Annotated in this window: 22 protein-coding genes; 13 read left to right on the plus strand and 9 right to left on the minus strand. The window is 70.8% G+C overall.

The window, feature by feature from the left end; genetic code table 11:
- The first annotated feature begins 25 nt into the window (after positions 1-25).
- The 7 genes from BJ971_RS36895 (at position 26) to BJ971_RS36925 (ending at position 11,870) form a co-directional block, all read left to right on the plus strand.
- Positions 26-3,505, plus strand: a complete 3,480-nt coding sequence (locus BJ971_RS36895) for an ATP-binding protein (RefSeq protein WP_184997927.1) — start codon at positions 26-28, stop codon at positions 3,503-3,505.
- Positions 3,506-3,807: 302 nt separating this feature from the next.
- Positions 3,808-4,899 carry an ABC transporter substrate-binding protein gene (locus tag BJ971_RS36900; RefSeq protein ID WP_184997928.1) on the plus strand — a complete coding sequence of 364 codons (1,092 nt, stop codon included), beginning with the start codon at positions 3,808-3,810 and terminating at the stop codon, positions 4,897-4,899.
- Between the two features lie 184 nt (positions 4,900-5,083).
- Complete coding sequence (locus BJ971_RS36905) at positions 5,084-7,846, plus strand: AbfB domain-containing protein (RefSeq protein WP_203709512.1); 2,763 nt, start codon at positions 5,084-5,086, stop codon at positions 7,844-7,846.
- A 94-nt stretch (positions 7,847-7,940) separates the two neighbouring features.
- Positions 7,941-9,473: a sugar ABC transporter ATP-binding protein gene (locus BJ971_RS36910; RefSeq protein ID WP_184997930.1), complete on the plus strand. Its 1,533-nt coding sequence runs from the start codon at positions 7,941-7,943 to the stop codon at positions 9,471-9,473.
- A complete protein-coding gene (locus BJ971_RS36915) occupies positions 9,466-10,437 on the plus strand; it encodes an ABC transporter permease (RefSeq protein WP_184997931.1) in 972 nt (323 codons plus the stop codon). Before BJ971_RS36910 ends, BJ971_RS36915 begins: the two co-directional genes overlap by 8 nt.
- Positions 10,434-11,450 carry an ABC transporter permease gene (locus BJ971_RS36920; RefSeq protein WP_184997932.1) on the plus strand — a complete coding sequence of 339 codons (1,017 nt, stop codon included), beginning with the start codon at positions 10,434-10,436 and terminating at the stop codon, positions 11,448-11,450. Before BJ971_RS36915 ends, BJ971_RS36920 begins: the two co-directional genes overlap by 4 nt.
- A gap of 12 nt (positions 11,451-11,462) precedes the next feature.
- Positions 11,463-11,870 carry a thiol-disulfide oxidoreductase DCC family protein gene (locus tag BJ971_RS36925; protein WP_184997933.1) on the plus strand — a complete coding sequence of 136 codons (408 nt, stop codon included), beginning with the start codon at positions 11,463-11,465 and terminating at the stop codon, positions 11,868-11,870.
- On the opposite strand, the gene BJ971_RS36930 is transcribed toward BJ971_RS36925, so the two are convergent.
- The 3 genes from BJ971_RS36930 to BJ971_RS36940 form a co-directional block, all read right to left on the minus strand.
- Entirely contained in the window at positions 11,867-12,571 is a 705-nt protein-coding gene (locus tag BJ971_RS36930; RefSeq protein WP_184997934.1) for a zf-HC2 domain-containing protein, read from the minus strand. The genes BJ971_RS36925 and BJ971_RS36930 overlap by 4 nt on opposite strands.
- Positions 12,568-13,089, minus strand: a complete 522-nt coding sequence (locus BJ971_RS36935) for a sigma-70 family RNA polymerase sigma factor (protein ID WP_184997935.1) — start codon at positions 13,087-13,089, stop codon at positions 12,568-12,570. Before BJ971_RS36935 ends, BJ971_RS36930 begins: the two co-directional genes overlap by 4 nt.
- A 147-nt stretch (positions 13,090-13,236) precedes the next feature.
- Positions 13,237-14,406, minus strand: coding sequence for a neprosin family prolyl endopeptidase (locus BJ971_RS36940; RefSeq protein ID WP_184997936.1), 1,170 nt, complete (start codon positions 14,404-14,406; stop codon positions 13,237-13,239).
- A gap of 264 nt (positions 14,407-14,670) precedes the next feature.
- Here BJ971_RS36940 and BJ971_RS36945 point away from each other — a divergent pair, with 264 nt between their 5' ends.
- The 3 genes from BJ971_RS36945 to BJ971_RS36955 all read left to right on the plus strand — a co-directional run bounded on the left by BJ971_RS36945 (position 14,671) and on the right by BJ971_RS36955 (position 16,854).
- Positions 14,671-15,663: a magnesium transporter CorA family protein gene (locus BJ971_RS36945; RefSeq protein ID WP_184997937.1), complete on the plus strand. Its 993-nt coding sequence runs from the start codon at positions 14,671-14,673 to the stop codon at positions 15,661-15,663.
- 295 nt (positions 15,664-15,958) lie between these two features.
- The gene (locus BJ971_RS36950; protein WP_184997938.1) at positions 15,959-16,432 is read left to right on the plus strand and encodes a cysteine dioxygenase; all 474 of its coding nucleotides are present in this window, start codon (positions 15,959-15,961) and stop codon (positions 16,430-16,432) included.
- Complete coding sequence (locus BJ971_RS36955) at positions 16,429-16,854, plus strand: rhodanese-like domain-containing protein (RefSeq protein ID WP_239087669.1); 426 nt, start codon at positions 16,429-16,431, stop codon at positions 16,852-16,854. Before BJ971_RS36950 ends, BJ971_RS36955 begins: the two co-directional genes overlap by 4 nt.
- A gap of 41 nt (positions 16,855-16,895) precedes the next feature.
- On the opposite strand, the gene BJ971_RS36960 is transcribed toward BJ971_RS36955, so the two are convergent.
- Positions 16,896-18,554 (minus strand): MFS transporter, encoded by a 1,659-nt coding sequence (locus BJ971_RS36960; protein ID WP_184997939.1) that lies wholly within the window; start codon positions 18,552-18,554, stop codon positions 16,896-16,898.
- A gap of 83 nt (positions 18,555-18,637) precedes the next feature.
- Here BJ971_RS36960 and BJ971_RS36965 point away from each other — a divergent pair, with 83 nt between their 5' ends.
- On the plus strand, positions 18,638-19,354 hold the full coding sequence (locus BJ971_RS36965) for a TetR/AcrR family transcriptional regulator (protein ID WP_184997940.1): 717 nt from the start codon (positions 18,638-18,640) through the stop codon (positions 19,352-19,354).
- Between the two features lie 21 nt (positions 19,355-19,375).
- Here BJ971_RS36965 and BJ971_RS36970 read toward each other — a convergent pair whose 3' ends face one another.
- A complete protein-coding gene (locus BJ971_RS36970; RefSeq protein WP_184997941.1) occupies positions 19,376-20,077 on the minus strand; it encodes an anti-sigma factor family protein in 702 nt (233 codons plus the stop codon).
- A complete protein-coding gene (locus tag BJ971_RS36975; RefSeq protein ID WP_184997942.1) occupies positions 20,074-20,625 on the minus strand; it encodes a sigma-70 family RNA polymerase sigma factor in 552 nt (183 codons plus the stop codon). The genes BJ971_RS36970 and BJ971_RS36975 overlap by 4 nt, the downstream gene beginning before the upstream one ends.
- A 201-nt stretch (positions 20,626-20,826) precedes the next feature.
- Between BJ971_RS36975 and BJ971_RS36980 the strand changes: the two genes are divergently transcribed.
- Positions 20,827-21,588 carry a hypothetical protein gene (locus tag BJ971_RS36980; RefSeq protein WP_184997943.1) on the plus strand — a complete coding sequence of 254 codons (762 nt, stop codon included), beginning with the start codon at positions 20,827-20,829 and terminating at the stop codon, positions 21,586-21,588.
- On the opposite strand, the gene BJ971_RS36985 is transcribed toward BJ971_RS36980, so the two are convergent.
- Positions 21,582-22,508, minus strand: a complete 927-nt coding sequence (locus tag BJ971_RS36985) for a DUF1996 domain-containing protein (RefSeq protein WP_184997944.1) — start codon at positions 22,506-22,508, stop codon at positions 21,582-21,584. The genes BJ971_RS36980 and BJ971_RS36985 overlap by 7 nt on opposite strands.
- A 99-nt stretch (positions 22,509-22,607) precedes the next feature.
- Here BJ971_RS36985 and BJ971_RS36990 point away from each other — a divergent pair, with 99 nt between their 5' ends.
- Positions 22,608-24,170, plus strand: coding sequence for a GGDEF domain-containing protein (locus BJ971_RS36990; protein WP_184997945.1), 1,563 nt, complete (start codon positions 22,608-22,610; stop codon positions 24,168-24,170).
- A gap of 62 nt (positions 24,171-24,232) precedes the next feature.
- On the opposite strand, the gene BJ971_RS36995 is transcribed toward BJ971_RS36990, so the two are convergent.
- Both BJ971_RS36995 and BJ971_RS37000 read right to left on the minus strand, forming a co-directional pair.
- A complete protein-coding gene (locus tag BJ971_RS36995; RefSeq protein ID WP_184997946.1) occupies positions 24,233-25,147 on the minus strand; it encodes an IPT/TIG domain-containing protein in 915 nt (304 codons plus the stop codon).
- 221 nt (positions 25,148-25,368) lie between these two features.
- On the minus strand, positions 25,369-26,283 hold the full coding sequence (locus BJ971_RS37000; RefSeq protein WP_184997946.1) for an IPT/TIG domain-containing protein: 915 nt from the start codon (positions 26,281-26,283) through the stop codon (positions 25,369-25,371).
- Positions 26,284-26,391: the final 108 nt, after the last annotated feature.

Here is a 26,391-nt window from a genome sequence, read left to right on the forward strand (position 1 = left end):
TCCGAACCGCGGAAACGGAGGACAAGTGTCGGCCTCCTCCGACGACCTGCTCCGGATCTCGGTACTCGGGCCGCTCCGGGCCTGGATCGGCGAGCGCGAGCTCAACCTGGGGCCCGGCCGGCAGCGCGCGCTCTTCGCCGCGCTGACCGCGAACGCCAACCGGATGGTGAGCCGCGACGAGCTGATCGAGGCGGTGTGGGGAGCCTCGGCGCCGGCCACCGCGACCGGCAGCGTGTACACCTACATCTCCGGGCTGCGCCGCAGCCTCGACCCGGACCGCGCCGGCCGCGGCGCCGGCGAGCTGCTGGTCTCCGGCTCGTCCGGCTATCTGCTCCGCCTCTCCCCCGGCGCGCTGGACAGCGACCGGTTCGCCGTCCTCTGCACCCGGGCCGCGGAGCTGCACGGGGCCGGCGACCTGGCCGGCGCGGCGGCGCGGCTCGACGAGGCGCTCGCGCTGTGGCACGGCGAGGCGTACGGCGGGCTCTCCGGCCACCTGCTCGAGGTGGAGCGGGCGCACCTGGCGGACCGCCGGCTGGCCGCGGTCGAGCGGCGGGCCCGGATAGTGATGGAGCTGGGCGACGACGGCCTGGTGGCGGAGCTGGCCGGCCTGGCCCGTGACCACCCGTTGCACGAGCCACTGCACGAGCTGCTGATGCTGGCCCTGCACCGCGCCGGGCGGCACGCCGAGGCGCTGGAGGTGTTCCGCGCGGCCCGGCGCACGCTTGTCGCCGAGCTCGGCGTCGAGCCCGGCCCTGCCCTGCGCGACCTGCACCGGCGCGTGCTGGCCGGCTCGGTCGAGCCGGCCGACGGCTTCGGCCCGCGGCCGGTCGACCCGATCGTGCCGACCCCGGTTGCCCGGGCCATCCGGGACGGTCTCGCCGGCCGGACGCTTGTCGGCCGGGACGCCGAGCTGGCCCGGCTGCGCGGGCTGACCCGCGACGTGGCGGGCGGCACCGGCGCCGCGGTGTGGATCGAGGGCGAGCCCGGCATCGGCAAGACCGAGCTGCTCACCGCGGCGTTCGCTGCCGTCGGCGACGACGGCTGCCAGCTCGCCTGGGGCGTCGCGGACGAGTTGGATCGGCACGTGCCGCTGCAGGTCATCACGCGTGCGCTCGGCATCGAGCCGGACTCCGCGGATCCGCGGCGCGCCGCCCTCGCGGCGGAGCTGGACGGCGGCGACCAGCAGGAGGCCGGCACCGCGCCGGCGGCGGACCGGGTGCTGGCGTACGTGCGGGCGACCTGTGCCGTCGCGCCGCTGGTGCTTGTCGTCGACGACCTCCAGTGGGCCGACGACGCCAGCGTGCTGCTCTGGGACCGGCTGATCGCCGCGACTCCGCGGATGCCGCTGCTGCTTGTCGCCGCGGCCCGGCCCGAGCCGAACGGGCGCGCGCTGGCCCGGCTGCGGCGGGGCGTCCGGTCCCGGCAGGGGCACGCGCTGATGCTGCGGGCGCTGCCGCCCCGCGACATCGAGGAGCTGGTCGCCGCCCTCGTGGGCGCCCGGATCGGTCCGCACCTGCGCGGCATCGTGCCCCGCTCCGGCGGCAATCCGCTCTGCGCCCGCGAGCTGGCCACCGCGCTGCTGCGCCGCGGCGTCGTGCGGATCAGCGACGGCCGGGCCGAGATTCCCGCGGCGGTGCCGGTCGAGGCGCCGAGGTCACTGCTCGCCGTGGTCCGGGCCACCCTGGACTTCCTCACCGGGGACACCCAGGAGGTGCTGCGGCTGGCCGCCCTGCTGGGCACCGAGTTCGCCGTGGACGACGTCGTCGCCGTCACCGGGCGCTCGCCGTTCGACCTGATGGTCAACCTGGAGGAGGCGCTCGCCGCGAACGTCCTGGTGGACTCCGGCAGCGACCTGGCCTTTCGGCATCCGTTCCTGCGGCAGGCGCTGCACGAGAGCGTGCCCGCGGCGGAGCGCTCGACGCTGCACCGGCACACGGCCGAGGCGCTCGCCCGCGGCGGCAGCCCGGTGACCCGGGTCGCCGAGCAGCTCGCCGCCGAGACACCCGTCATCGACGCCTGGGTGGTGCGGTGGCTGGTCGAGCACCACGCCGAGGTGGTGAAGCGGACTCCCCTGATCGCCGCGCAGCTGCTGCGCCAGGCCCTGGCCACCGACCTGCCGGCGCCGCGACAGCGGGAGACCCTGCTGGTCGCCCTGGTCAAGCTGGAGTTCCGCCAGGACCGCTATCCGATGGACGAGGCGCTGGAGGCGCTCGGCAGCGCCACCGATCCGGCGGACCGGGCGGAGATGCGCCAGGTGCTCTCGGCGATGCGGTTCCGGCGCGGCGACGCGGCGGGCGCCATCGGCCTGCTGACCGGCGCGGTCGACGACCGGGCGGTGCCGGAGCTGTGGCGTACCCGGCACCGGGTGCTGCTTGCCAACTTCCGCCGGGGGGACCTGAGCGACCTGGATCGCGCCGACCGCGCCGCGCGGCGGGTGCACGACGAGGCGGTGGCGGCCGACCAGCCGTACGAGGCGGCGTTCGCGTTGCAGACGACGTGGCTGACCAACTCGATCCGGCGCGACCACGAGCGAGCCCTGGAGTACGTGGACCGCGCGCTGGACATCATGCACGACCACCCGACCTTCGCCGGGATGTACTTCGACCTGCTGGACAACCGCATGTTCACGCTCCAGAACCTGGACCGCCTCGAGGAGGCCGAGCGGACCCTGCGCGAGGCGGCGCTGTTCGCCATCCGGCACCGGCTGCCGGCCAGCCTCCAGGTCGCCTCCGCGGTGCAGTACCACTGGCTGGGCCGGTGGGACGACGCGACGGCCGAGGTCAGCGCGGTCACCGACGACGCGCCCGGCCTCACCTTCCTGGGCATGCGGGAGCCAGGCGCGGTGACGATGCTGCTGCACGGGGTCGCGGCGCTGATCGCGGGGCACCGCGACGACGCCGACCTGGCCGCCGCGCACCTGGACGCGGCGGACGCGGTGCCGGCCAGCGACGCCGAGCGGGAGAGCTGCGACTTCCTGCTGGTCGCCCGCGCGCTCGGTGCCGAGCAGCGGGGCCGGCCGGCCGAGGCGCTGAGCATCCTCGCCCCGCTGCTCACCCCGGAGTACGCCCCGATGATGCTGCGCCACCAGTGGCTGCCGGACGCGATCCGGGTCGCGTGCGAGATCGGCCGGGAGGACGTGGCCCGGCGGGCGGCGAAGATCTGTGCGGACGAGGCGGCGAAGGAGGTCCGGCCCGCCCGCGCCTGGGCCGCCGCGGCCCGCTGCCGGGCGCTGCTCTCGGGCGACCCGGAGCCGGCGCTGGAGGCCGTCGCGCACTACCGGGCGGTCGGGCGGGTGCCGGAGCTCGCCGCCGCCTGCGAGGACGCGGCCGTGTTGCTGGCCGCGCGGCGGCGCCCGCAGGAGGCGGCGCTCTGCGGCGGCGAGGCCGCCGAGGTCTACACCGTGCTGGGTGCCCGCTGGGACCTGCGCCGGCTGCGCCGCCGCCTGGCCGAGTTCGGCATCGAGGGTGTCCGGGTCGCGGCGCACACCTCCGTCCGCAGTGGTTGATCAAACGTCTCCGGGAATCGAACGCTCCAGATCGGAGCGAACGTTCAATTGTGATCGGTAACAAACCTTCCCGTTGGCGCCCGTCGATGGACAGAAACCGCAGCTCTCGCCCACTTTAGGCCGCTGACCTGCTGCTCTCCGAACCTGGAGTCGACTCACGACAGAGCGTCGCGTGCGTTTCTGATTGGTTATGACCGTGACCTTGACAGGAAAAGTTTGATAGTGCGTGAATGTGTTTCGGGATGGTAAAGCGTCGATGCCTCACCGGACGACGCCGCAGTCACCACTAAGGAGCCAATGTCATGAGCGTTATGTCCGGCCACTGGAGGCCGGCGGTTCTTACCCTCGGCGCGGCCCTCCTGCTCGCGAGCGCGAGCGCCTGCGCGAAGTCCGAGGACGGCGACACGCCGAGCGGCGGATCGCCCGCGTCCGGCGGCGCCCAGGTCGTTCAGTCGGCCGCACCCGGCGCGAAAACCTGCACGCTGGAGCAGTTCGGCGGCACGAAGGTCGACCTCAAGACCGCCAAGGTCGGCTTCTCGCAGTCGGAGAAGGAGGCCAACCCGTTCCGCATCGCCGAGACGCAGTCCATCAAGGACGAGGCGGCGAAGCTGGGCATCCCGAGCGGCAACCTCCAGACCACCAACGCCGCCTCGCAGTTCAACAAGCAGATCAGCGACGTCGAGCAGATGATCGACTCCGGCGTGCAGCTGCTCATCATCGCCCCGCTGAACTCGGACGGCTGGGACTCGGTCTTCGCCAAGGCCGCGGCGAAGAAGATCCCGATCGTCACCATCGACCGCAAGATCAACGCGTCGTCCTGCACCGACTACCTGACCTTCATCGGGTCGGACTTCGAGGAGCAGGGCAAGCGCGCGGCCGACAAGATGGCGGCGGCCCTGGGCAACAAGGGCGAGGTGGCGATCCTGCTCGGCGCGCCCGGCAACAACGTCACCACGCTGCGCACCAAGGGCTTCAAGGACCAGATCGCCAAGGCCGCGCCGGACGTCAAGGTCGTGTTCGAGCAGACCGGCCAGTTCTCCCGCGAGGAGGGCCAGAAGGTCTCCGAGCAGCTGCTCCAGTCCAACCCGGACATCAAGGGCATCTACGCGGAGAACGACGAGATGGCGCTCGGCGCCGAGGTGGCGCTCAAGGGCGCCGGCAAGAAGCCCGGCGACGTGAAGATCGTCTCGATCGACGGCACCAAGGGCGCGGTGCAGGCCATCGTGGACGGCTGGATCTACGCCGTCATCGAGTCCAACCCGCGCTTCGGCCCTCTCGCCTTCGAAACGGCCACCAAGTTCTTCAACGGCGAGCCGATCCCCGAGGACATCATCATCTCCGACCGCGAGTACGACGAGAGCAACGCCAAGACGGACCTGAACAGCGCGTACTGATCACTCAAGCGTGGCCCGCGCGGCGGCGTCGGACCCGGTCCGGCGCCGCCGCGCGGCATCTGCGGACATAGACAAACCTCCATTGTTCTGCGTGTTCATTTGCGTCAATATGTGTTCCAAGCTGGTAACCACCGCCACCGGCATCCCATCCCCGAGCAGCACACTCCCTCGAAGGAGAGAGCACGTGACTGAACATCAACCCCGGTCCTGGCGACGCTTCCTCGCCGTGACCGCCGCGGCCCTCACCGCGTCAGCCGGCACACTGATCGTCACCGCCGCCCCCGCGGCGGCCTTCGTGCCGAAGACTCCCCCGCTGGCCACCCCGTGGAGCAACCAGGTCTCCACGACCAACCCGCTCCCCGAGTACCCCCGGCCCCAGCTCACCCGCACCGACTGGCAGAGCCTCAACGGGATCTGGCAGTTCGCCGGCGCGGCCAACATCAACACCCCGCCGGTGAACCAGACGCTGGGCGAGGAGGTGCTTGTTCCGTACCCGATCGAGAGCGCTCTCTCCGGCATCATGCGGCACGAAGACTATATGTACTACCGCAAAACGTTCACGGTTCCGGCCGGCTGGAGCGGCCGCAACGTGCAGCTCAACTTCGGCGCCGTCGACTGGCAGTCGAAGGTCTGGGTCAACGGCACGCTGCTCGGCACGCACGAGGGCGGCTACGACAAGTTCTCCTACGACGTGACCGGCGCGCTGCGCGCGGGCTCCAACGAGGTCATCGTCGGCGTCTGGGACCCGTCCAACGGCCAGGACATCCCGGTCGGCAAGCAGCGCACCAACCGCGGCGGCATCTGGTACACCACGTCCTCCGGCATCTGGCAGACGGTCTGGCTCGAGCCGACCAACCCGGCCCGGATCACCCGGCTCGACACCACCCCGAACGTCGCCGCGGGTGCGCTCGACCTGGTCGTTCAGGGCGCCGGCATCAGCGGCCAGGGCGTCACCGCCCAGGTGCTCACCGGCGGCACGGTGGTCGGCACCGCCTCGGGCAGCGTCGGCTCGTCCATCCGCGTGCCGGTGCCGAACGCACACCTCTGGAGCCCGGACGACCCCTTCCTGTACGACCTGCGCGTCAGCCTCACCGGCACCGGCGGCGGCGACACGGTCGGCGGCTACTTCGGCATGCGCTCGCTCGGCAAGGCCCTGCTCGGCGGCACGCTGCGCCCCACGCTGAACGGCAAGTTCGTCTTCCAGCTCGGGACGCTCGACCAGGGCTACTGGCCCGACGGGATCTACACGGCGCCGACCGACACCGCGCTGCGCTTCGACCTGGAGCAGCAGAAGGCGCTCGGCTTCAACATGGTCCGCAAGCACATCAAGGTGGAGAGCGACCGCTGGTTCTACTGGGCGGACCGGCTCGGCCTGATGGTCTGGCAGGACATGCCGGCGCTGGCCAGCGGCCGGGATCCCTCGACGGCCGGGCGCACCCGGTACGAGAAGGAACTCAAGGAGATGATCGACGAGCACAAGGGGATCACGTCGATCGTCCAGTGGGTGCCGTTCAACGAGGGCTGGGGCGAGTACGACGCCGGCCGCATCGCGGACCTGGTGAAGAGCTGGGACGCCACCCGGCTGGTCAACCACAACTCGGGCTCCAACTGCTGCGACTCCGATCCGGACCCCGGCAACGGCGACGTGATCGACGACCACATGTACGTCGGCCCGGGCATCACCCGCGCGCCGACGGCGACCCGGATCGCGGTCAACGGCGAGTACGGCGGCCTCGGCCTGCGCGTCGCCGGGCACGAGTGGCCGACCAGCGGCAAGTTCGCGTACGAGTGGCTGCCGGACAGCAACGCGCTGACCAACCGCTACGTGCAGATCACCAGCAAGCTGGTCGATCTCATCTCGGCGAACGGGCTCTCCGGTTCCGTATACACCGAGCCCACGGACGTCGAGGAGGAGCTGAACGGCTTCTACACGTACGACCGGCAGATCCAGAAGATGAACTTCGCCAATGTCCGGGCCGTCAACCTGCGGGTGCTCGGTGCGGCCTCCGGCACGACCCTCTCGACCGGCAAGCTGGCCTCGCTGCGGGTCACCACGCCGGGCTACACGGACCGCTACCTGCGGCACTCGGGGGGCGCGGCGGTCACCTCGGTACTCAACGCGTCGAGCCCGACCAGCGACAAGCAGGACGGAACCTTCTGGGTGCGGCCCGGCCTGTCCAACGCCGCCTGCTACTCGTTCGAGTCCCGGAACTTCCCGGGTCAGTACCTGAGGCATCGGGCGTACCGGGTCTACCGGGAGGCGAACAGCGGCGGCACGTTCAACGCCGACGCCACGTTCTGCGCGCGGCCGGGCCTGTCCGGCGGCGGCACGTCGCTGGAATCGGCCAACATGGCCGGCTACTACATGCGGCACCGCAACTCCGAGGTGTGGATGGACCAGAACACCGGCGGGTCGTTCAACAACGACGCGACCTGGGCCGTGGTCAACCCGCTGTGGCGCAGCGGCGCCGACCTGGCCGTCGGGCAGAACCGGTCGTTCCGGGTCACCACGCCCGGCTACGACACCCGCTACCTGCGGCACCGCGACTCGCTGGCCCGGACCGACGTGATCAACTCGGCCAGCGCACTCGCCGACCGCCAGGACGCCAGCTTCACCGTGCGGACCGGCCTGGCCGACAGCACCTGCTACACGCTCGAGTCGGTCAATTTCCCGGGTCGCTTCCTGCGGCACGCGGGCTACCGGCTGCAAATCGCCACGAACGACGGCACGACCACGTTCCAGCAGGACGCCACCTTCTGCGCGCAGCCGGCGCTGAACGGCGGCAGCGGCAACGTGTCGCTGGAGTCCATCAACTATCCCGGCTACTACTGGCGGCACTACGCGGAGGCCGTCTACATCGCCACCAACGGTGGCGGCAACACCTGGGACAACCCGGGCAGCTTCAACGCCGATGCGACCTGGAACAACGCGGCCCCACTGGGCTGACGCGGCGATGACGGGCCGGGCGGCCACGAGTCGCCCGGCCCAGTCAATGTTCGAAGTCTTGACGGATTATGTTGAGAAGTGAGTGAATGCGTTCATGGCGCTCCTAGAAGTCGTCGATGTCTCCAAAGTGTTCCCGGGCGTCCGCGCCCTGGACGACGTCTCCTTCACTCTCCAGGCGGGCGAGGTCCACGCCCTGGTCGGTGAGAACGGCGCCGGCAAGTCCACATTGATCAAAGTTCTGACCGGGGTGTACCAGCCGGACGCAGGCTCGCTGCGCTACCGCGACGAGGCCGCCCGTTTCGACACCCCGATGGACGCGCAGCGGGCCGGGATCTCCACGATCTACCAGGAGGTCAACCTCATCCCGCTGATGAGCGTGGCGCACAACCTCTTCCTCGGCCGCGAACCCCGTAACGCGCTGGGCCTGCTCGACGAGGGCCGGATGCACCGCGAGGCGAGCGAGATCCTCATCCGCTACGGCGTCACCACCGACGTCCGGCGTCAGCTCGGCACCCTCGCCCTCGGCGCGCAGCAGATGGTCGCCCTGGCCCGGGCCGTGATGATCGACGCCAAGGTCGTCATCATGGACGAGCCGACCTCCTCGCTGGAGCCGCGCGAGGTGGCGACGCTCTTCGGCGTCATCCGCGACCTGCACGCGCAGGGCATCGGCATCGTCTACGTCAGCCACCGGCTCGACGAGCTGTACCAGATCTGCGACGCCGTCACGATCCTGCGCGATGGCAAGGTCGTGCACACCGGCAAGCTCGCCGACCTGGAGCGCATCAGGCTGGTCTCGCTCATGCTCGGCCGCGAGATGTCCGCGGTGCGCCGGGAGGGCTTCACCGGCTTCGCGGGCGGGCACGCCACCGCGGCGGACGCCGAGCCCGTCCTGAAGGTCACCGACCTGAACAGCCGGCGCAGGCTGCACGACATCAGCTTCTCGGTGCGCCCCGGCGAGGTCGTCGGCCTCGGCGGCCTGCTCGGCGCCGGCCGCAGCGAGACCATCAAGGCGATCGGCGGCGCGTACCCGATCGACGGCGGCACCGTCGAGGTCGACGGCCGGGACCTGAAGCGGCCCACCACGGTGCAGGCGGTCAAGGCCGGCATCGCGGTGCAGCCCGAGGACCGCAAGGCCGAGGGCCTGGTCGCCGGCCTGTCGGTGCGCGAGAACATCGCGCTCGCCGTCCTGCCCCGGCTGTCCCGCTTCGGCCTGGTCTCCGACCGCAGGATCGACGAGATCGTCCGCACCTACATGGACCGGCTGCGGATCAAAGCGTCCGGCCCGGACCAGCGCGTCGGCGACCTCTCCGGCGGCAACCAGCAGAAGGTGCTGCTCGCCCGCCTGCTCGCCACCCGGCCCAAGGTGCTGCTGCTCGACGAGCCGACCCGCGGCATCGACGTCGGCGCCAAGGCCGAGGTGCAGTCGCTCATCGACGAGCTGGCGGCCGAGGGGCTCGGCGTGGTGCTGGTCTCCTCCGACGCGGAGGAGCTGGTCGAAGGCGCCGACCGGGTGGTGGTGCTGCGCGACGGCGCGGTCGTCGGCGAGCTGACCGGCGACCGGGTGACCACCGAGGCCCTGCTCGAGACGATCGCCGCCGCGGCGGAGCTGGAGGAGAACAATGAGTGAGGCGACGGCGACGGCCACCCGGCCGGCCATCGACCTGGCGCGGATCCGGGCCTGGCTGCCGGCCTACGGCGTGTACGTGGCGATCGCGCTGCTGATGCTCTTCAACGTGCTGTTCACGCCGAACTTCCTGGCCTGGAGCAACCTGCGGATCCAGCTGATCCAGATGGCGCCGATCGTGATCGTGGCGCTCGGCATGGCCCTGGTGATCGGCACCGAGGGCATCGACCTCTCGGTCGGCGCGGTGATGGCGCTGGCCGCCGCGCTGATCCCGCTCTACCTCGGCTACGGCGTCATCGCGGCGATCATCGTCTCGCTCATCGCCGGCGTGCTGGTCGGCCTGATCAACGGCACCCTGGTCGCCCGGGTCGGGCTGCAACCCATCGTCGCGACCCTCGCGCTCTTCGTCGGCGGCCGGGGCCTCGCCCTGGTCATCTCCGGCGGTCAGCTCAAGGACGTCCGCAACGAGGACCTGATCTACCTCGGCTCGGGCGACCTCTTCGGGATACCGGTGCTGGTCTGGATCGCCGCCCTGCTGGTGCTGATCGTCGGCTTCGTGGTCCGGCGCACCGTCTTCGGCCGCCGGCTGCTGGCGATCGGCGGCAACCGGCCCGCGACAGAGCTGGCCGGGGTGCCGGTGAAGCGGGTGCTGGTCACCGTCTACGTGGTCTGCTCGGTGCTCGCCTCGATCGCCGGCCTGCTCGCCGTTGCCCGCATCCAGTCCAGCGACGCCTCCGCGGTCGGCCTGCTCATCGAGCTCTCCGCGATCACCGCGGTCGTGGTCGGCGGCACGCCGCTGACCGGCGGCCGGGTGCGCGTGCTCGGCACGGTCGCGGGCGCGCTGCTCATGCAGCTCGTCGTCGCCACCATGATCAAACACAACCTCCAGCCGTCGACGACCGAGATGGTGCAGGCCGTCATCATCCTCGTCGCCGTCTACGTCGCCCGAGAGAGGAAGACCCGGTGACCCAGACCGTCTCGGATCACGAGGTCGCCGCCGTCGTCGCCGCCGACGAGCGCCGGGCGGAACGCATCGACCGGATCGTCGGCCTGATCCAGCGCCAGGGCGCGCTCGCGGTGCTCGTCGTGGTCGTCGTCATCGGCTCGGTGGCGTTCCCGAACTTCCGCAGCTTCGACAACGCGGCAACCATCCTGATCGCGGCCGCGCCGCCCGCGCTCATCGCGCTGGGAATGACCTTCGTGATCATCACGGGCGGCATCGACCTGTCGGTCGGCTCGCTCTACGTGCTCGGCGGGGTCGTCTCCGCGTACGCGTCGCAGTGGGGCCTGCTGCCCGCCTTCCTCGCGCCGCTCGCGGTGTGCGGGCTCATCGGGGTCCTCAACGGCGCGCTGATCGCGTACTCGCGGATGGCGCCGTTCATCGTGACGCTGGCGGCGCTGCTCGGCGCCCGCGGCCTGATGCGGGCGATCAGCGACGAGGGCTCGACCACCTACCTGGTCGAGAACGACGCGTTCCGCGCGTTCGGCACCGGCTCGTTCCTCGGCATCGGCTACCCGGTCTGGCTGGTCGCGGCCGTCTTCGCCGCCGGAATGGTGCTGCTGTCGCGCACCCGGTTCGGCCACGCCGTCTACGCGGTCGGCGGCAGCGAGGACGCGGCCAGCCTGATGGGCGTCGCCGTGCGCCGCACCAAGGTCTGGGTCTACGTGATGTCCGGCCTGCTCGCGGGCCTGGCGGGCGCGATCAACGCGGCGAAGCTGGGCTCCGGCGTCACCGTGCTCGGCACCGGCATGGAGCTCGACGCGATCGCGGCGGTCGTCATCGGCGGCACGCTGCTGACCGGCGGCGCCGGCACGATCGCCGGCACCATCGCCGGCGTGCTGCTGCTCGGCGTTATCCAGAACATGATCAACCAGGTCGGCAACGTACCGAGCAGCTACCAGCAGGTGATCAGCGGCGCCTTCCTGGCCGTCGTGGTCGTCGCACAGACCTACCTGGTCAAGCTACGGCGCGTGACCTGACAGGATGGGTGCATGGACAAGGCGACCTTCGTGTACGACGGTGACTGCGCGTTCTGTACGACGTGCGCGAACTTCATCGAGCGCCGGGTGCCGTCCCGCGCCACCGTGGTGCCGTGGCAGTTCGCCGACCTCGACCGCCTCGGCCTGAGCCTGGAGCAGGTCGAGGAGGCGGTGCAGTGGGTGGGCACCGACGGCTCGGTCGCCTCGGGGCCGGACGCGATCGCGCTGCTGCTGCGCGACGCGGGCCGGCTGTGGGAGGTGCCGGGCCGGGCCCTCCAGCTGCGGCCGGTCGGCGCCCTCGCCTGGCCGGCGTACCGCTGGGTGTCGCGGCACCGCCACATGATGCCGGGCGGCACCGCGGCCTGCTCGCTGCCGCAGGCACAGCGCGAGAAGCTCTACGGCCCGACCGGCCGTCCCTAGTCCAGCCGCGCGGTGCCCAGCAGGTGGCCGTCGCGGTCCGCCACCGCGACGGCGTGGACGTTGCGCAGCTGGATCGAGCTCGCGCCGGTGACCCGGGCGTTCCCGCTCGGCGTCGGCCCCCAGATCGCGGCCTGCTCGACCAGGCCCTCGGCGTCGCTGACCCGGCAGACGAACGGGCCGCGGCCCGGCAGCCGGGACACGCTCAGGTCGACGGAGACGCCCCAGGTCTTGCCGGTCAGCACGGCCTGGCCGGTCAGCCCGCTGCCGCCCTCCGGCTCGAAAACGGCGGTGACCAGCGGCGGGCTCGACGCCGCCGTCGGCGGCGGTGTCGGCTTGCGCTCCTGGTCCCGGCTGAGAATGACACCGACCGCGGCGGCCGCGACCAGCGCGACCGCCGCCGCGACGGCGGCCAGCCGGCGGCCGAGGGCGCGGCGGCGCGCACCCGCCCGCTGCGCGCGAAACTGCGCGAGCAGGCCCTCGATCCGTGCGGGGCTGGGCCGGGTGCCGACCGGCACCGCGAACGACGCCCCGTTCTCCAGGGACCGCAGCAGCTCCGGTACGGGCGCGAGCCGGTCCAGCTCGGTGCGGCAGTCGTCGCAGCGCAGCAGGTGCGCGTCGAGGCGGTCGGTGTCGGCGTCGTCCAGCGCGCCCAGCAGGTAGCCGCCGAGCAGCCGGCGCGTCTCGTCGTGGTCGGCGCTCATCGCAGCACCCCCATCTCCTCGAACGCCTGCCGCAGCGCCCGGACCGCGTAGTACGCGCGCGACTTGACCGTGCCCTCGGGCACCGACAGCTTGCGCGCCGCGTCGGCCACGGTCTGGCCCTCGTAGTACATCGCCTGCACCACGGCCCGGTGGTCGGCGGAGAGCCGCTCCAGCGCCTCGGCGACCAGCCAGCCCTCGACGAGCTGATCGACGTTGTCGGCGGACGGCACCGCCTCGACCGCTGCCTCGTCGGCCACCAGGCGCGGCCTGCGCTGCTCGGCGCGCCAGGTGTTGGTGACCACGTTGCGGGCGATGGTCAGCAGGTAGGAGCGGGTGCGCACCGGGTCCGGCTCAAGATGGTCGATGTGCCGCCAGGCACGCAGCAGCGTCTCCTGCACGAGGTCTTCGGCCTTGTGCCGGTCCCGCACGTAGCGCGAGATGAAGCTGAGCAGCACCGCGTAGTGCTCGGTGTAGAGCGCGGTCATCTGCTCCTCGTCGGGACTCCCGCGTCGCCTCATCCGCTGCCCCCTCGTCGGCCCCACCGCCTCGTTGTACCCCGGAGACGGACGGCTGGTTCGAATCGGCAGGGCGCGAAAAGACGCCCGGACCCGCGACCGGGCCGGGCGTCTTTTCGGTATGCGATCAAGGCCTGCTCAGGCCGCTGGTTAGCAGTCCCGGTTCTCCGGCGGCTGCGGGCCACCGTAGCGGAACGCCCTGTCAGTCGAGCGCACTACGCTGTAGAGGGGCGTCAGGTTGTCAGTCGCAGCCAGGAATGTGGTGAACGCGACGGCCGGCCCGTTGGTGAACGAGATGCTGCTAATGCGGCCGCCCGTGGCCGGCAGGTCCTTGCTGGGATCGCCGTTGCTGGGCTCTTCACCGTTGCCCATTTGGGAGCAGGGCAACTTTCCGCGGGGGGCCGCGACCTCGCCGAACCACTGGACGACGTTACTCCTGGTGTAGTTGCCCTTCCAGACGGAGTCGGGGTAGTAGCCGATCCACTCGGAGCCGTACGCGATCCACCATGCCCCGCCGAAGTGCTCGATGCCGAAGCGCATCGACTTGCCGACCGGCAATGTGTAGCCCGCTTTGGTAGCACCCGGCATCTCCTGGAAGGCGATGCAGTTCTTCTCGGGGTTGGGGTCGACCTTGTAGTTGTAACAACCGGGCTTGCCGTCAACCCAGTAGTAGACGAAGAGGTGCGGGTCCTCGTCCCCGTTGAGAATTTCGTCGACGGTCCAGCCCACCTCGACTCTCTGCTTGTTGGTGTTGGGGCCGGCCTCCACCGATATCTCCGCGAGCGTGTGGAGATCGAGTTCGTACCGCTTCGGCCTGGGGATGATCATGTTCGCCCAGGAGCCGTCGTTATCCGCTTCCTGGTAACCGCCGGCCCAGTTGTAAAGGTAATTAGTGGGGCCGGCCTTTGCCGAGGTCGGCGGGGCCGGCGGGGCCGGCACGGCCGCCGTCTTCCCCGTCTTGAGCACCTTCGGGTCGGGGATGCCACCCTTCGGCGCCAACTCGGGCCTCGACTTGAGCAAGTCGCTCGCGGCCGGGGGCGCGGCGTCCGCACCGGAGGCCGCGAGTTCGGCGCCGCTCGCGCCGACCTTGCCACGCTTGTTCTTGCGGGGGCGCTCACCCCAGGGCAGCAGCGGCGGCGGCACGAGAACAGGGTCCTCGGCGACCACGTCCGTTGCCGCGGCCGGGATCTCCACCTCGGGCGTCTCTTCGGCGCTGGCGCTCAGGGTCCAGACGACCCCCATGGAGCCGACTACGGCTGCGACTAGACCGGCGGCGAGCAAACCGCGGCTTGAGTTCGACACGTGTCCGTCCTCGTTCATCGGGGGCTCGACGGCGGTGGGCGAGGGAACGCCCCAACGCCGGCTCTCAGCGGCAGAACAGACCATATAACGTTCTGAATACCGTCCGCGCGGGTCGAGCGGCCTTTCCGCCTGAACGGCTGAGTCCCCGGGCCGATCCGGTGATTCATAGACCACAGTGGTCGACGGTGCGTGTTCAGACGGTAGCTGTGGGGAGTGGTTTTTTCCCATAGTTAAGAAAGAGGCTAACCACTGTGAGGCTCTTTCGGGTCTAGCGTGACCCACATGGGCGGCATCCAGGTTCAGCTGCTGACGGACAAGGGCGTCGAAACGCACCCTGTGTCCGCAGTCGAGGCCTTGCTGGCGCGCGACGCGGCACTGATCTGGGTGGACATTCCGGAGTGCGGCGAGGAGGCCGTCGCGCTCCTCACCGACGTTCTCGGCTGCCATCCGCTGGCCGTGCGCGACTGCCTGCAACGCAACCGGGTGCCGCGCGTGCGCGTCTACCCGCATCAGCAACTGGTGATACTGCACGGGCCGGAACGCGGACCATCCGGCCATGTCCACTACATCGAGCTCGATCAGATAATCGGCGACAAATACGTCGTGACCGTGCACGGGCCGCTCAACCCCTCGGTCGATCCCGGGGTCGCGCTGCGGGAGACCGAGGCGGTGCGGCGCCGCCTCGAGGCCGGGCGGCTGCGGCCGGGCACGCCGCACGAGTTGTCCTACGCGATCACCACCGCCCTGGCGCACACCCTCGAGACGCTCATCGAGGAGCTCACCCGCGAGGTCTGGCAATTGGAGCAGCGAGTGACCGGCGGCCACATGGGCAACCCGGAGGAATTCCTGGAAGAACTGTTCCAGGCGCGGCACGGACTGCTCGCCGTCCGCACGATGGGCGCACTCGGCGCCGAGGTATACGGCCGAATCGCGGCACTGGGTAAAGGGGTACCGGAAAATGATCTTCCATTGGTGGCCGATGTCGTCGATCAATTAGCGCGGATCCGGGCCCTGGCCGACGGCGAGCGCGAATACCTGCAAGGCGTGATCGAGTTCTATCGCGCCCGGGCGGAGACAAAAATGACCATTGCCGCGGAACGCCTCGCGGTGATCGCGGTCGTGACGCTACCGATCACCGCGCTCTCCTCCATCTACGGCATGAACATCATCGTCAACGATCACACGCGAATACCCCAATTGCTGGCGGTGCTGACGGTTATGGCGATCATGTCCACTTTGCTGCTCACCTGGGCCAAGCGCCGCGGCTGGTGGTAATCCGGATCTTCATTCCCGCATGTTGGTACAGGTTTGATTTGCCCACGGACCGCGACGACGATGGGATCATGCAGCGGCAGCGGATCCTCCTCACGGCCCGCCGGGCGATCGACCTGGCGCGCTGCGCCAGCGCGCGCTGTCCGCGCTGATCTGCGCTTTCCGCACACCCTTCGGGTAGTTCCGCCGGCCTGAGCGCCGGTTTCGAGGTTCCCTCCGCGCGTCGCCCAGCCCGGGCCGTACTGTGGGGGTAAACCTATAGGACTGATAGGCAATATATACAAAGCGAGGAGCAGTAGTGACCGCCGTCGACACCCGCCTCGACCATCTCGCCACCGCCACCCGATACGCCGCCGACCCGGACAGCTGGCCGGTCGCGCCCCGCTTCGACGCGGTCGAGCGCTGGTACCACCGGCTCGCGCAGGAGCACGACCACGAGGTCTGGCTGCTGACCTGGCTGCCCGGGCAGGGCACCGATCTGCACGACCACGGCGGCTCGGCCGGGGCGTTCCGCGTCTTCTCCGGCACGCTGACCGAGGACACGGTCGAGACCGGCCTCGGCGGACCGCCGCGGATCACCGCCCGGGAGCTGGGCGAGGGCGCCGGCCGCCGCTTCGGCACCCGGCACATCCACCGGATCACCAACCGCTCGAACCGGCCGGCGATCAGCATCCACGCGTACGGACCCGCGCTGAGCAGCATGACCCGGTACCGGATCGGCACCGCCGGCCTGGACGTCATCCCCGTCGAGCGGGCGGGTGCCCAGTGGTGAGCACCCCGCCGCTGCGCACCGCTCCGGTCTTCGCCGCCCCGCCCCGGGGCTCGCGGGGCATCGATGAGCTGCTTGCCGGCGCCCGCGCCCGGATCGTGCGGCTGGGACCGCACGAGACGTACCGGGCAGTCGGCCGCGGCGCCGTGCTGGTGGACATCCGCCCGGCGGCCCAGCGCGCCGAGCACGGCGAGATCCCCGGCGCCATCGTCATCGAGCGCAACGTCCTCGAGTGGCGCCTCGACCCGCGCAGCGACGCGCGGCTGTCGTTCACCCGCTACGACCTCGAGGTGATCGTGACCTGCCAGGAGGGCTACACGAGCAGCCTGGCCGCGGCGGCGCTGCAAGATCTCGGCCTGCTGCGGGCGACGGATCTCGAGGGCGGCTTCAAGGCCTGGCAGGCGGCGGGTCTACCGACCGTCTGACGACCGGCGGGGCGGCGGCGTGCCGCCGCCCGTCCGGCGCGTCAGTGACCCTCGCCCTCCGGCCGCCCCTGCCGCGGCAGCAGGAAGGCGAGCCCGAACGCGGCCACCAGCAGCAGCAACGCGACGGCGAGACTGCCCACCGTTGCGTCCCGGAAGCCGGCGTGCACCGCCTCCTGCACGTAGGCGCCGACGGCCGGCGAGGACTCCCCGCCGTTCTCGACGTCGCGGCACGACGCCGGCTGGGCGGACGGGTCGTCCTGCGCCGCGCGGTCCTCGAGGCAGGCGCGGATACCGGTGACCACCGCCGGCTGCGCCTGCGCCGGCACGGACGCCGCGGTCAGGGCCGGGCGCAGGCCCGCCGCGTCGACATGCTCGCCGACCGCGCCGGGCAGCATCGCGAAGAAGATCGTGCCCAGCACCGCGATGCCGAACGCGCCGCCGAGCTGCTGCACCGAGGTGAGCGCACCGGACGCCGAGCCGGTCTCCTCGTCGTCGACGCCGGCCAGCACGATGTTGAAGAACGGCGCCATCGCCAGGCCCATGCCGACGCCCAGCGCGACGAGCGCGGGGATCAGGTGCCACGGCGCCATGTCCCCGCCCGCCGCCCGGATGGTCACGGCGACACCGATCGTGCCGAGGCCCATGATGACCGTGCCGATCAGCAGCAGCTTGCGGCCGAGCCGCTCGCTGAGCCCGGCGCCGGCCGCGATGAAGCCGGCCACCGTGCCGAGCGCCTGCGGCAGCGTGGTGAGGCCCGCCTTGAGCGGCGAGTAGCCGAGGCCGACCTGTAGGTAGAGCGTGAAGACCAGGCCGGTGCCGATCAGCGCGGCGAAGAAGAACAGGCCGAGCAGCAGCCCGCCGGTGAAGGCCCGCTTGCGGAACAGGCTGGGCGTCACCAGCGGGTCGAGGCCGCGGCGCTCGCGGCGCGACTCGTAAACACCGAAGATCCCGAAGAGCATCACGCCCAGCGCCAGCATCACGAAGACCCAAGCCGGCCAGTCCAGCTCGCGGCCCTGCACGAGCGGGAAGAGCAGCAGGAACGCGCCGACGGCCGCCAGCGCCACGCCGGCCAGGTCGAGCCGGGGCGTGCGCTCGCTGCGGAACTCGGGCAGGAACTTGAACGCGCCCACCACGGCGAAGATCCCCAGCGGCAGGTTGATGAGGAAGATCATGCGCCAGCCGGTGCCGAAGTAGTCCGCGTCGACCAGCCAGCCGGCCAGGATCGGGCCGCCGACCGCGCCGAGGCCCATGACCGGGCCGAACGCGCCGAACGCCTTCGCCTGCTCCGACGGCGAGAACATCTGCTTGATCATGCCGAGGCCCTGCGGCAGCATCAGCGCGCCGAACAGGCCCTGCACCGCGCGGGCGCCGATCAGCACGCCCGGCGACCAGGCCAGGGCGCAGAGCAGGGAGGCGAGGGTGAAGCCGGCGGCGCCGATGATGAACATCCGGCGCCGGCCGTAGATGTCGCCGAGCCGCCCGCCGGTCAGCAGGCCGATCGCCATCGACAGCGTATAGACCGCGCCGAGCCACTGGATCAGGCTCAGCGAGCCGCCCAGCTCCGCCCGGATCACCGGCCCGGCGATCGTGGTGACCAGCGAGTCGAGCAGGTCCATGACCTCGACGGCGAGGATCACGAAGAGCGCGACCCACCGCCAGCGGTACGCCGCCTCGGACGGCCTCTCCAGCACGGCTTGCATCTGATCTCCCCCGGAACGATGTTCGTAGTGTCGAACACCGTTCTACCGACGAACACCGTTCGAGTCAAGTACGCTGTACGTCGATGAGCGAAATCCCACTTCCCCCCTGGCGCCGCGCCGTCGCCAAGCGCACCCGTGCCGCCAAGGCCCCGCTGTCCCAGGACCAGATCGTCGACGCGGGCCTACGGATCGTCATGGCCGAGGGCATCGAGGCGGTGAGCATGCGCCGGGTCGCCGCCGTCTTCGACACCGGCGCGTCCAGCCTCTACGCACACGTGGCGAACAAGGAGGAGCTGCTCCAGCTGATGTTCGACCGGATCTGCGGCGAGGTGGCAACGCCCGAGCCGGAGCCGGCCCGCTGGCGGGAGCAGATCAAGGAGATGGCCCGCGACAGCCACGCGGTGATGTGCAGGTACAACAACCTCGCCCGCGCCGCGCTGGCCACCGTGCCGACCGGGCCGTACGCGCTGCGGGTCTCCGAGGCGATGCTGGCGATCATGCTGTCCGCCGGCGTGCCGCCGCAGGTGGCGGCCTGGTCGCTGGACCGGCTGTTCCTGTACATCGTCGCGGACGCCTACGAGAACTCGCTACACATGGAGAACATGCGGCCGGGCCTTGAGACCAAGGAGTACTTCGAGGGCTTCGTCACCCAGCTCCGGGACTTCTACGGCGCCCTGCCCGCGGACCGCTTCCCGAACATCCGCGCGCACGCCAAGACCCTGACGACGGGCGACGGCGACGAGCGCTTCGAGTTCGGCCTGGACATGCTTGTCGACGGACTGGCCCGGTACCTGCCGTAACGGACCGGCACCGGGCTCAGCTCAGACGTTGACGCTGGTGTACTGCTTGCCGGTCTCGGTGACGACCCGGACCGACGCGACCTGGTCCGGCGGCACGAGCGCGCTGCCGTCCAGCGTGGTGCCCTCGGCCGCGCCCTTCTCGGAGACCACCCAGCTGCCGGCCAGGACCGACTTGCCGTCCGCGGCGACGACCTCGAGCCGGCACCGCTCGCCGGCCGGGATCCCGACGACCGCGGCCTTGATCCGCACCCAGCCGGGCGCCGGCGCCACCGCGACGGTGATCCGCGCCCCGGTGTCCGGGTCGAGCGCGGTCGCGGTCTTCGTACCTGGGATCGTCGTCGGCTCCACCGTCGCCGGCGGCTGCGCGATCGGGTTCGCCGGCTCGGCCGTCGAGCGGCCGACAACGACACCCGAAGCGATCGCGGCGGCGACCACGACGGCCGCGGCCGCGCCTACGAGCGCGGATTGCCGATGCCGCCTCCCGGCGGACTCGTCACGGATCTGCCGCAGCGTGCGCTGCAACAGCAGGTCACCGCCCTCGGGCGGCCCGTCAAGCAGCATCGCCTCGGGCACAGCCTCGAGCGCCATGGTCCACTCCTGCAAAGATTCCGCCTCGGCCCGGCACTCGGCGCAGCCGGCGAGGTGCTCCTCGAACTGCCGCAACTGCTCCGCGTCCAGTGACTTCGTCAGGTAGCCGGCGAGGTCCTCGTGATTGGTCTTCATGAGGCTGACCGTTCCGTTCCGGCTACATTCAGCGACCGGAGCTCGCGTAATGCCCGTAGGGCGTAGAAGGAGCGCGACTTGACCGTCCCGGGCGGGATGCCCAGTGTCTTGGCCGCTTCCGCGACCGTGCTGCCGAGCAGGTAGACCTGCTCGAGGACCTCGCGGTGCTCGGCGGAGAGCCGGCTGAGCGCGTCGACCACGACCATCGAGTTGACCACCTGCTCGGCGTGGTCACCCTCGACAGCGGCCTCGATCGGGCTCTCCCGGACCTCGGTCGCCCGGGCCCTGCGGGCCCGGACCTGGTCGGTGACGATGTTGCGGACCACCGTGAGCAGCCAGCCGCGCACCGAACCCTTGCCGTTCACCAGGCTGTCCGGATGTCGCCAGGCACGCACGAGCGCCTCCTGGACCACGTCCTCGGCGGCGGCCCGGTCCCGGGTCAGCTGCGTCGCGTAGGCGAGCATCGCCGCCCCGTGTTCGGAGAACAAGGACCTGACAAGTGCTTCATCGGCCACCTCCCGGCGACGTTGGAGCCTTAACCCCGGCATCTATTACCCCCAGGTGACGGCGGACTTCATGCCGAGGCTGGCCGGACGGAGCGCTGGCCCGGCCACCCTCGACCCCCGTTTCGTCGGTCTGACTCCCCTCACACGTGGCTGAGTCAAAAACGGTTCAGACAAACTTACGGCTGAACCGGATCGCATCGATGCCCGTGTGGGTGGCGTACGCGCTCACTTTCAGGGGGAATCATGAAGCGCAGCCGGATCGCCCTAGCCGCAGTGGCACTGACCAGCGCACTTGGCCTCACCGCGTGTGCGGGGACGGGGGTGCCGACCGCGGTCAGCTACGTGGCCGCGGAGGATGACGCGCCGGCCGACCCCACCGCCGACCCGAGCGCGCCGCCCGCGCCGGCCGTCGACACCGAGCAGCTCGCGGCCGAGGAGACACCCGGCGCGCCGGCGCAGCCGATCCCCGAGCCAACGGTCGCGAAGACCCAGAAGTGGGTGAAGATCTTCAGCGGCGAGTCGGACAAGGACATCACGCCGCCGGCCGGCATCCGCAAGGGCAGCAAGACCGTCGAGCTGGAGACGGCCGAGAACAAGGTGATCGGCACCTACGTCACCGACGGCGCCGGCCGCACGCTCTACCGCTTCGACGAGGACTCCGCGGATCCGCCGAAGGCGACCTGCAACGGCGACTGCGCCAAGGCCTGGCCGCCGCTCCTGATCAAGTCGCCCGGCAAGATCTACCCCAAGGGCATCAACCCCAAGATCATCGGGTACGTCGAGCGCGCCGACGGCCACTGCCAGGTCACGATCAACGGCTGGCCCGTCTACTTCTTCGCGAAGGACGCCAAGCCCGGCGACATCCTGGGCCAGGGCGTCGGCGGCACCTGGTTCGCGATCAACCCGAAGGGCGGAAAGACCGGAGCCCTGCCCGAGTCCGCCGGAGGCACGGGCGGCGCGGACGACGCCCCCGCCGACGACGCACCGGCCGGCAACGGCTACTGACAGACCCGCCCGGCGTTCAAGCAGCGCACAATCTCGCGCATCAGGGCACTCGGCATCAGATTGACGAAGAACGCGTGATCGGTCAGCGGACTGTGCCGCTGAGCCTCGAACGAGTCGATCCGGTACCGGGTGCCCTTCGCGATGTCGTACGCGACGACGATCCGCAGGTGGGGCACCGCGAAGGTCGAGATCGGACAGCCACCGCCCGGCGCCGGGAACACCAGGTGCCGGCGGTGGTCGCTGCTGTCGGCCCGGCGGCCGTCCCAGCAGCTCGGGAAGTCGAAGACCCGCAGCACCCGCTCGGAGTCCGGGCAGATCACGTACCGCGCCGACCACCGGTCCGGGCTGCCGGAACAGCTCCAGACCGGCGCCGCCCGGGCCCCGCCGTTCGTGAACGCGTACGCGTCACCGACGGCACCGCGGAGCAGCCGCGGCATCTCGACCACCGGACCGCGCGCGTTGCCGTAGTACGTGAGTGTCAGCGAAACGGGCACCTGCACCGCGCCCCCGTGTTGCGCGCCGTCGGCGCCGACGGTGCGCAGCACCGGCCAGTAGTAACTGGACTCGTCGCCGTTCCCGCAGGTGGTGCCTCCCCCGGCCAGCGACCTGACGGTAGAGCCGACGTCGACGGACAGGTTCCCGATGTAGTCGTGCACGTGGTGCGACGGCCCGGCCCGGCCGGGCGTCACGACGACGTTCGCGGTGTTGCGATGCCCGATCTCGTTGCGCCCGCAGTCCCAGGTGTACGAGCCCGTGCCCAAGTCGGACGGCCGGGCGGCGACGTCCTCTATGTGGACGTAGTCGGCGCCCAGCGGGTCGCGGCGCGCCAGTCCGGCGCCGAGAGCCAGGCCGGCGAGCAGGATCTCGATCGCGAGGGCCAGCGAGGCGGCCCTGCGCCGACCCGACCCGGCGTACGCCATAAGTAACCATACGCATGCAAGGCGTTGCACTGTGTATCTCAACTGGACAACGTTCCGCGCGCACATTTACTTGCGTGGTAAACGGCTGATACTTGGGTCATGGCGGACTGGATCTCCCCGCGCGGCCGGCTACCGGTGCCGGTGACCGCGTTCGGCCCGCTGCACCTGCTGGTCCAGCGGGTACACCGGATGACAGAGGACGGACGGCCCCAGCAGGCGATCGCGGCCGCCGACGCGTACCTGGTCATCGCCCGGACCGTCGGCGACGTCAGGTCGGTCCGCTTCCTCACCCAGTCGAAGATGTACGCCCTGCTCGCGATGGGCCGGATCGGCGAGGCCATGCTCCTCGGCGAGGAGCTCCTGCACACCGCGGGAACCCTGCTGAACGAGGCCAAGACGCTCTGCGACCTGGCCCAGCTGCACCTGCTACGCGGGCACTACGTCGACTGCATGCGCAACCTCGCCCGGGCCGGGGTCATGCTGAGCTCGGGTCCGGCCGGCGGCGACCGGTACCGCTCGGCGATGTGCTCGTTCGCCGAGGCCGCGACCGTCGCGGAGATGTACGAGGTCGCCGCGACGGCATATGACCAGTTGTGCGCGGACGACGCGCCTAACCGCACGGCGTCGTCGTTCGACCTGGTACACGCGGTGACGCTGCTCTACTGGGGACTTCGCCTGGCGCACGTCGGCCGGACCGAGGAGGCCCGCGCCCGGCTGCGCCGCAGCGCGGAGATCACCGGCCGCCGGCTGGATCACCGGCCGGACTCACACGTCCTGGCGGCGCACGCGCTGGCGCTGGCCAAGCTGGGCGACACGACGGTGGCGGAGAAGCTCGCCCGGGAGGCGATCATGCCGCTGCGCCTCGGCGAGACCTACCAGTACGCCCGGATGGCGCACCTGGCGCTGGGCATCAGCCTGCGCGCGCAGGGGCTGCTGCACGAGTCGCGCCGCGAGTTCATCGCCGCCCGTGAGCTGAGCGAGTACGGCTGCCGGCCGGACGAACGGCCGATCATCCGCTTCGAGCTCGCGCTGACGGCGCTCGAACTCGACGACGGCCAGCCCAGCCGGGACCTGTTCGAGACGGTCGAGGGCCAGGTACGCGAGCTGTGGCGGCTGCGGCTCCAGCGGCTGGCGATGCTGCGCCAGGCGGCCCAGCGCGAGGAGATCGAGGCGGCGCACGACCGGGCCGCGCGCGAGGTCCTGCTGGATCCGCTGACCGGCCTTGGCAATCGCCGCAAGTTCGACCTGCTGATCGCCGAGGTGGACGGCCGGGTGGACCGCGGGCCGCTGACCCTGCTCCTGATCGACCTGGACCACTTCAAGGCGGTGAACGACGCGCACTCGCACAGCGCCGGCGACCGTGCCCTGCGCGCGGTGGCGACGATACTGCGGGCACACTGCCGCGCGGGCGACGAGGCGGTCCGCTACGCGGGCGACGAATTCGTGATCTTCCTCCGCGGCGACCGCGCGGCGGGGCGCGAGGTGGCCGAACGCGTCCGTTCCGCGGTGGCGGTGGCGAAGGTCCTGCCGGAGGCCCGGCTGACGGTGAGCGTCGGCGTGGCCGCCTGGTCGCCCGGCATGACGGGCGACGCCCTGTTCCGGGCCGCCGACGGCCGCCTGTACGCGGCCAAGTGGAGCGGCCGCAACACCACCGCGTCCTGAGATGCCGAAGGCCCGGCCCCCTGGTGGGGGGCCGGGCCGACGGGTCAGTCAGTGGTGCTGGTTCAGCTGATGTCGCTGAAGACGTAGGCGGCCGAGGGGAGCACGCCGTACGAGATCGTCGGCAGGACGGCCTTCACTGCGACACCGTTGGCCGCGGCGGCCGGGATGGTGCAGGTCCAGTCGGTGTCCTGCTTCGCGACGGAGACCGCGGTGCAGCCGGTCGCGGCGGTGGCGCCGAAGTTGAACGCCGTGGCGGTGGACAGGCCCTTGCCGGTGATGGCGATGGTGCCGCCGCCGGCGGTCGAGCCGCTGACCTTGCTCAGCTTGGTGATGACCGCGGCGTACTTGGCGTTGGTCGTGTCCGGGGTGCCCTCAACGCCGTCGCGGTACAGCTTCACGGTGGCGGCGGTGGCGGACGGGGTGCCGGCCGGAGCCGTCACCTTGACGACGGTGTCGCTGACCCACGCCACCGTGGCGGCCGTGCCGTTGACCGTCGCGGTCACCTTGTTGGCCTTGAAGAGGTCTGCGGTCGTGCCCGCACCGGTGGTGGTAACCGTGATCACGCTCTTGCCGAACGGGTTCAGCAGCGCCGAGGCCGCCGTCGCGTTCATCGGCGCCAGGAAGGTGAAGTCATCGGCGGTGCTGTCGGCGCTGGAGGCAGAGGGGTTGGTGACCTCGACCTGGGTCTTGGTGCCGGTCGAAGCCGCAACCTTGGCGACGATCGTGGTCGGCGAAGCGATCAGGAAGGACGTGACAGCGACGCTGTTGACCTTCACGCCCGTGGCGGTGTCGAAGTTCTTACCGGTGATCGTCAGGACCGTGCCGCCAGCGGTGCTGCCCTTGGAAACGCTGAGCTTGGTGACCACCGGGTCCAGCGCGCCAACGGCGGCGGACGCCGTGCCGGACAGACCGAAGATGCCGACACCAGCGGCGATGGCGGCGGCGGCGACGCCGGCCTGGTAAGCGCGAACCTTCATGAGATCTCCTCCGTGAGTTTGGGGCTTAAAGGGTTGGGCCCTCCGGCCCCGTTCCTGTGCCCGATCGCTCGGACACCAGAGTTATCGCCCGCCTTGACCCGACCTTGAGCAAAGTCCCCCACCAAAAATGAGAACCCCGCCACCGCGTCCTGATCGGCGAATGCCGAAGGCCCGGCCCCCTGGTGGGGGGCCGGGCCGACGGGTCAGTCAGTGGTGCTGGTTCAGCTGATGTCGCTGAAGACGTAGGCGGCCGAGGGGAGCACGCCGTACGAGATCGTCGGCAGGACGGCCTTCACTGCGACACCGTTGGCCGCGGCGGCCGGGATGGTGCAGGTCCAGTCGGTGTCCTGCTTCGCGACGGAGACCGCGGTGCAGCCGGTCGCGGCGGTGGCGCCGAAGTTGAACGCCGTGGCGGTGGACAGGCCCTTGCCGGTGATGGCGATGGTGCCGCCGCCGGCGGTCGAGCCGCTGACCTTGCTCAGCTTGGTGATGACCGCGGCGTACTTGGCGTTGGTCGTGTCCGGGGTGCCCTCAACGCCGTCGCGGTACAGCTTCACGGTGGCGGCGGTGGCGGACGGGGTGCCGGCCGGAGCCGTCACCTTGACGACGGTGTCGCTGACCCACGCCACCGTGGCGGCCGTGCCGTTGACCGTCGCGGTCACCTTGTTGGCCTTGAAGAGGTCTGCGGTCGTGCCCGCACCGGTGGTGGTAACCGTGATCACGCTCTTGCCGAACGGGTTCAGCAGCGCCGAGGCCGCCGTCGCGTTCATCGGCGCCAGGAAGGTGAAGTCATCGGCGGTGCTGTCGGCGCTGGAGGCAGAGGGGTTGGTGACCTCGACCTGGGTCTTGGTGCCGGTCGAAGCCGCAACCTTGGCGACGATCGTGGTCGGCGAAGCGATCAGGAAGGACGTGACAGCGACGCTGTTGACCTTCACGCCCGTGGCGGTGTCGAAGTTCTTACCGGTGATCGTCAGGACCGTGCCGCCAGCGGTGCTGCCCTTGGAAACGCTGAGCTTGGTGACCACCGGGTCCAGCGCGCCAACGGCGGCGGACGCCGTGCCGGACAGACCGAAGATGCCGACACCAGCGGCGATGGCGGCGGCGGCGACGCCGGCCTGGTAAGCGCGAACCTTCATGAGATCTCCTCCGTGAGTTTGGGGCTTAAAGGGTTGGGCCCTCCGGCCCCGTTCCTGTGCCCGATCGCTCGGACACCAGAGTTATCGCCCGCCTTGACCCGACCTTGA

It is taken from the genome of Amorphoplanes digitatis (assembly GCF_014205335.1).
GTDB lineage: Bacteria > Actinomycetota > Actinomycetes > Mycobacteriales > Micromonosporaceae > Actinoplanes > Actinoplanes digitatus.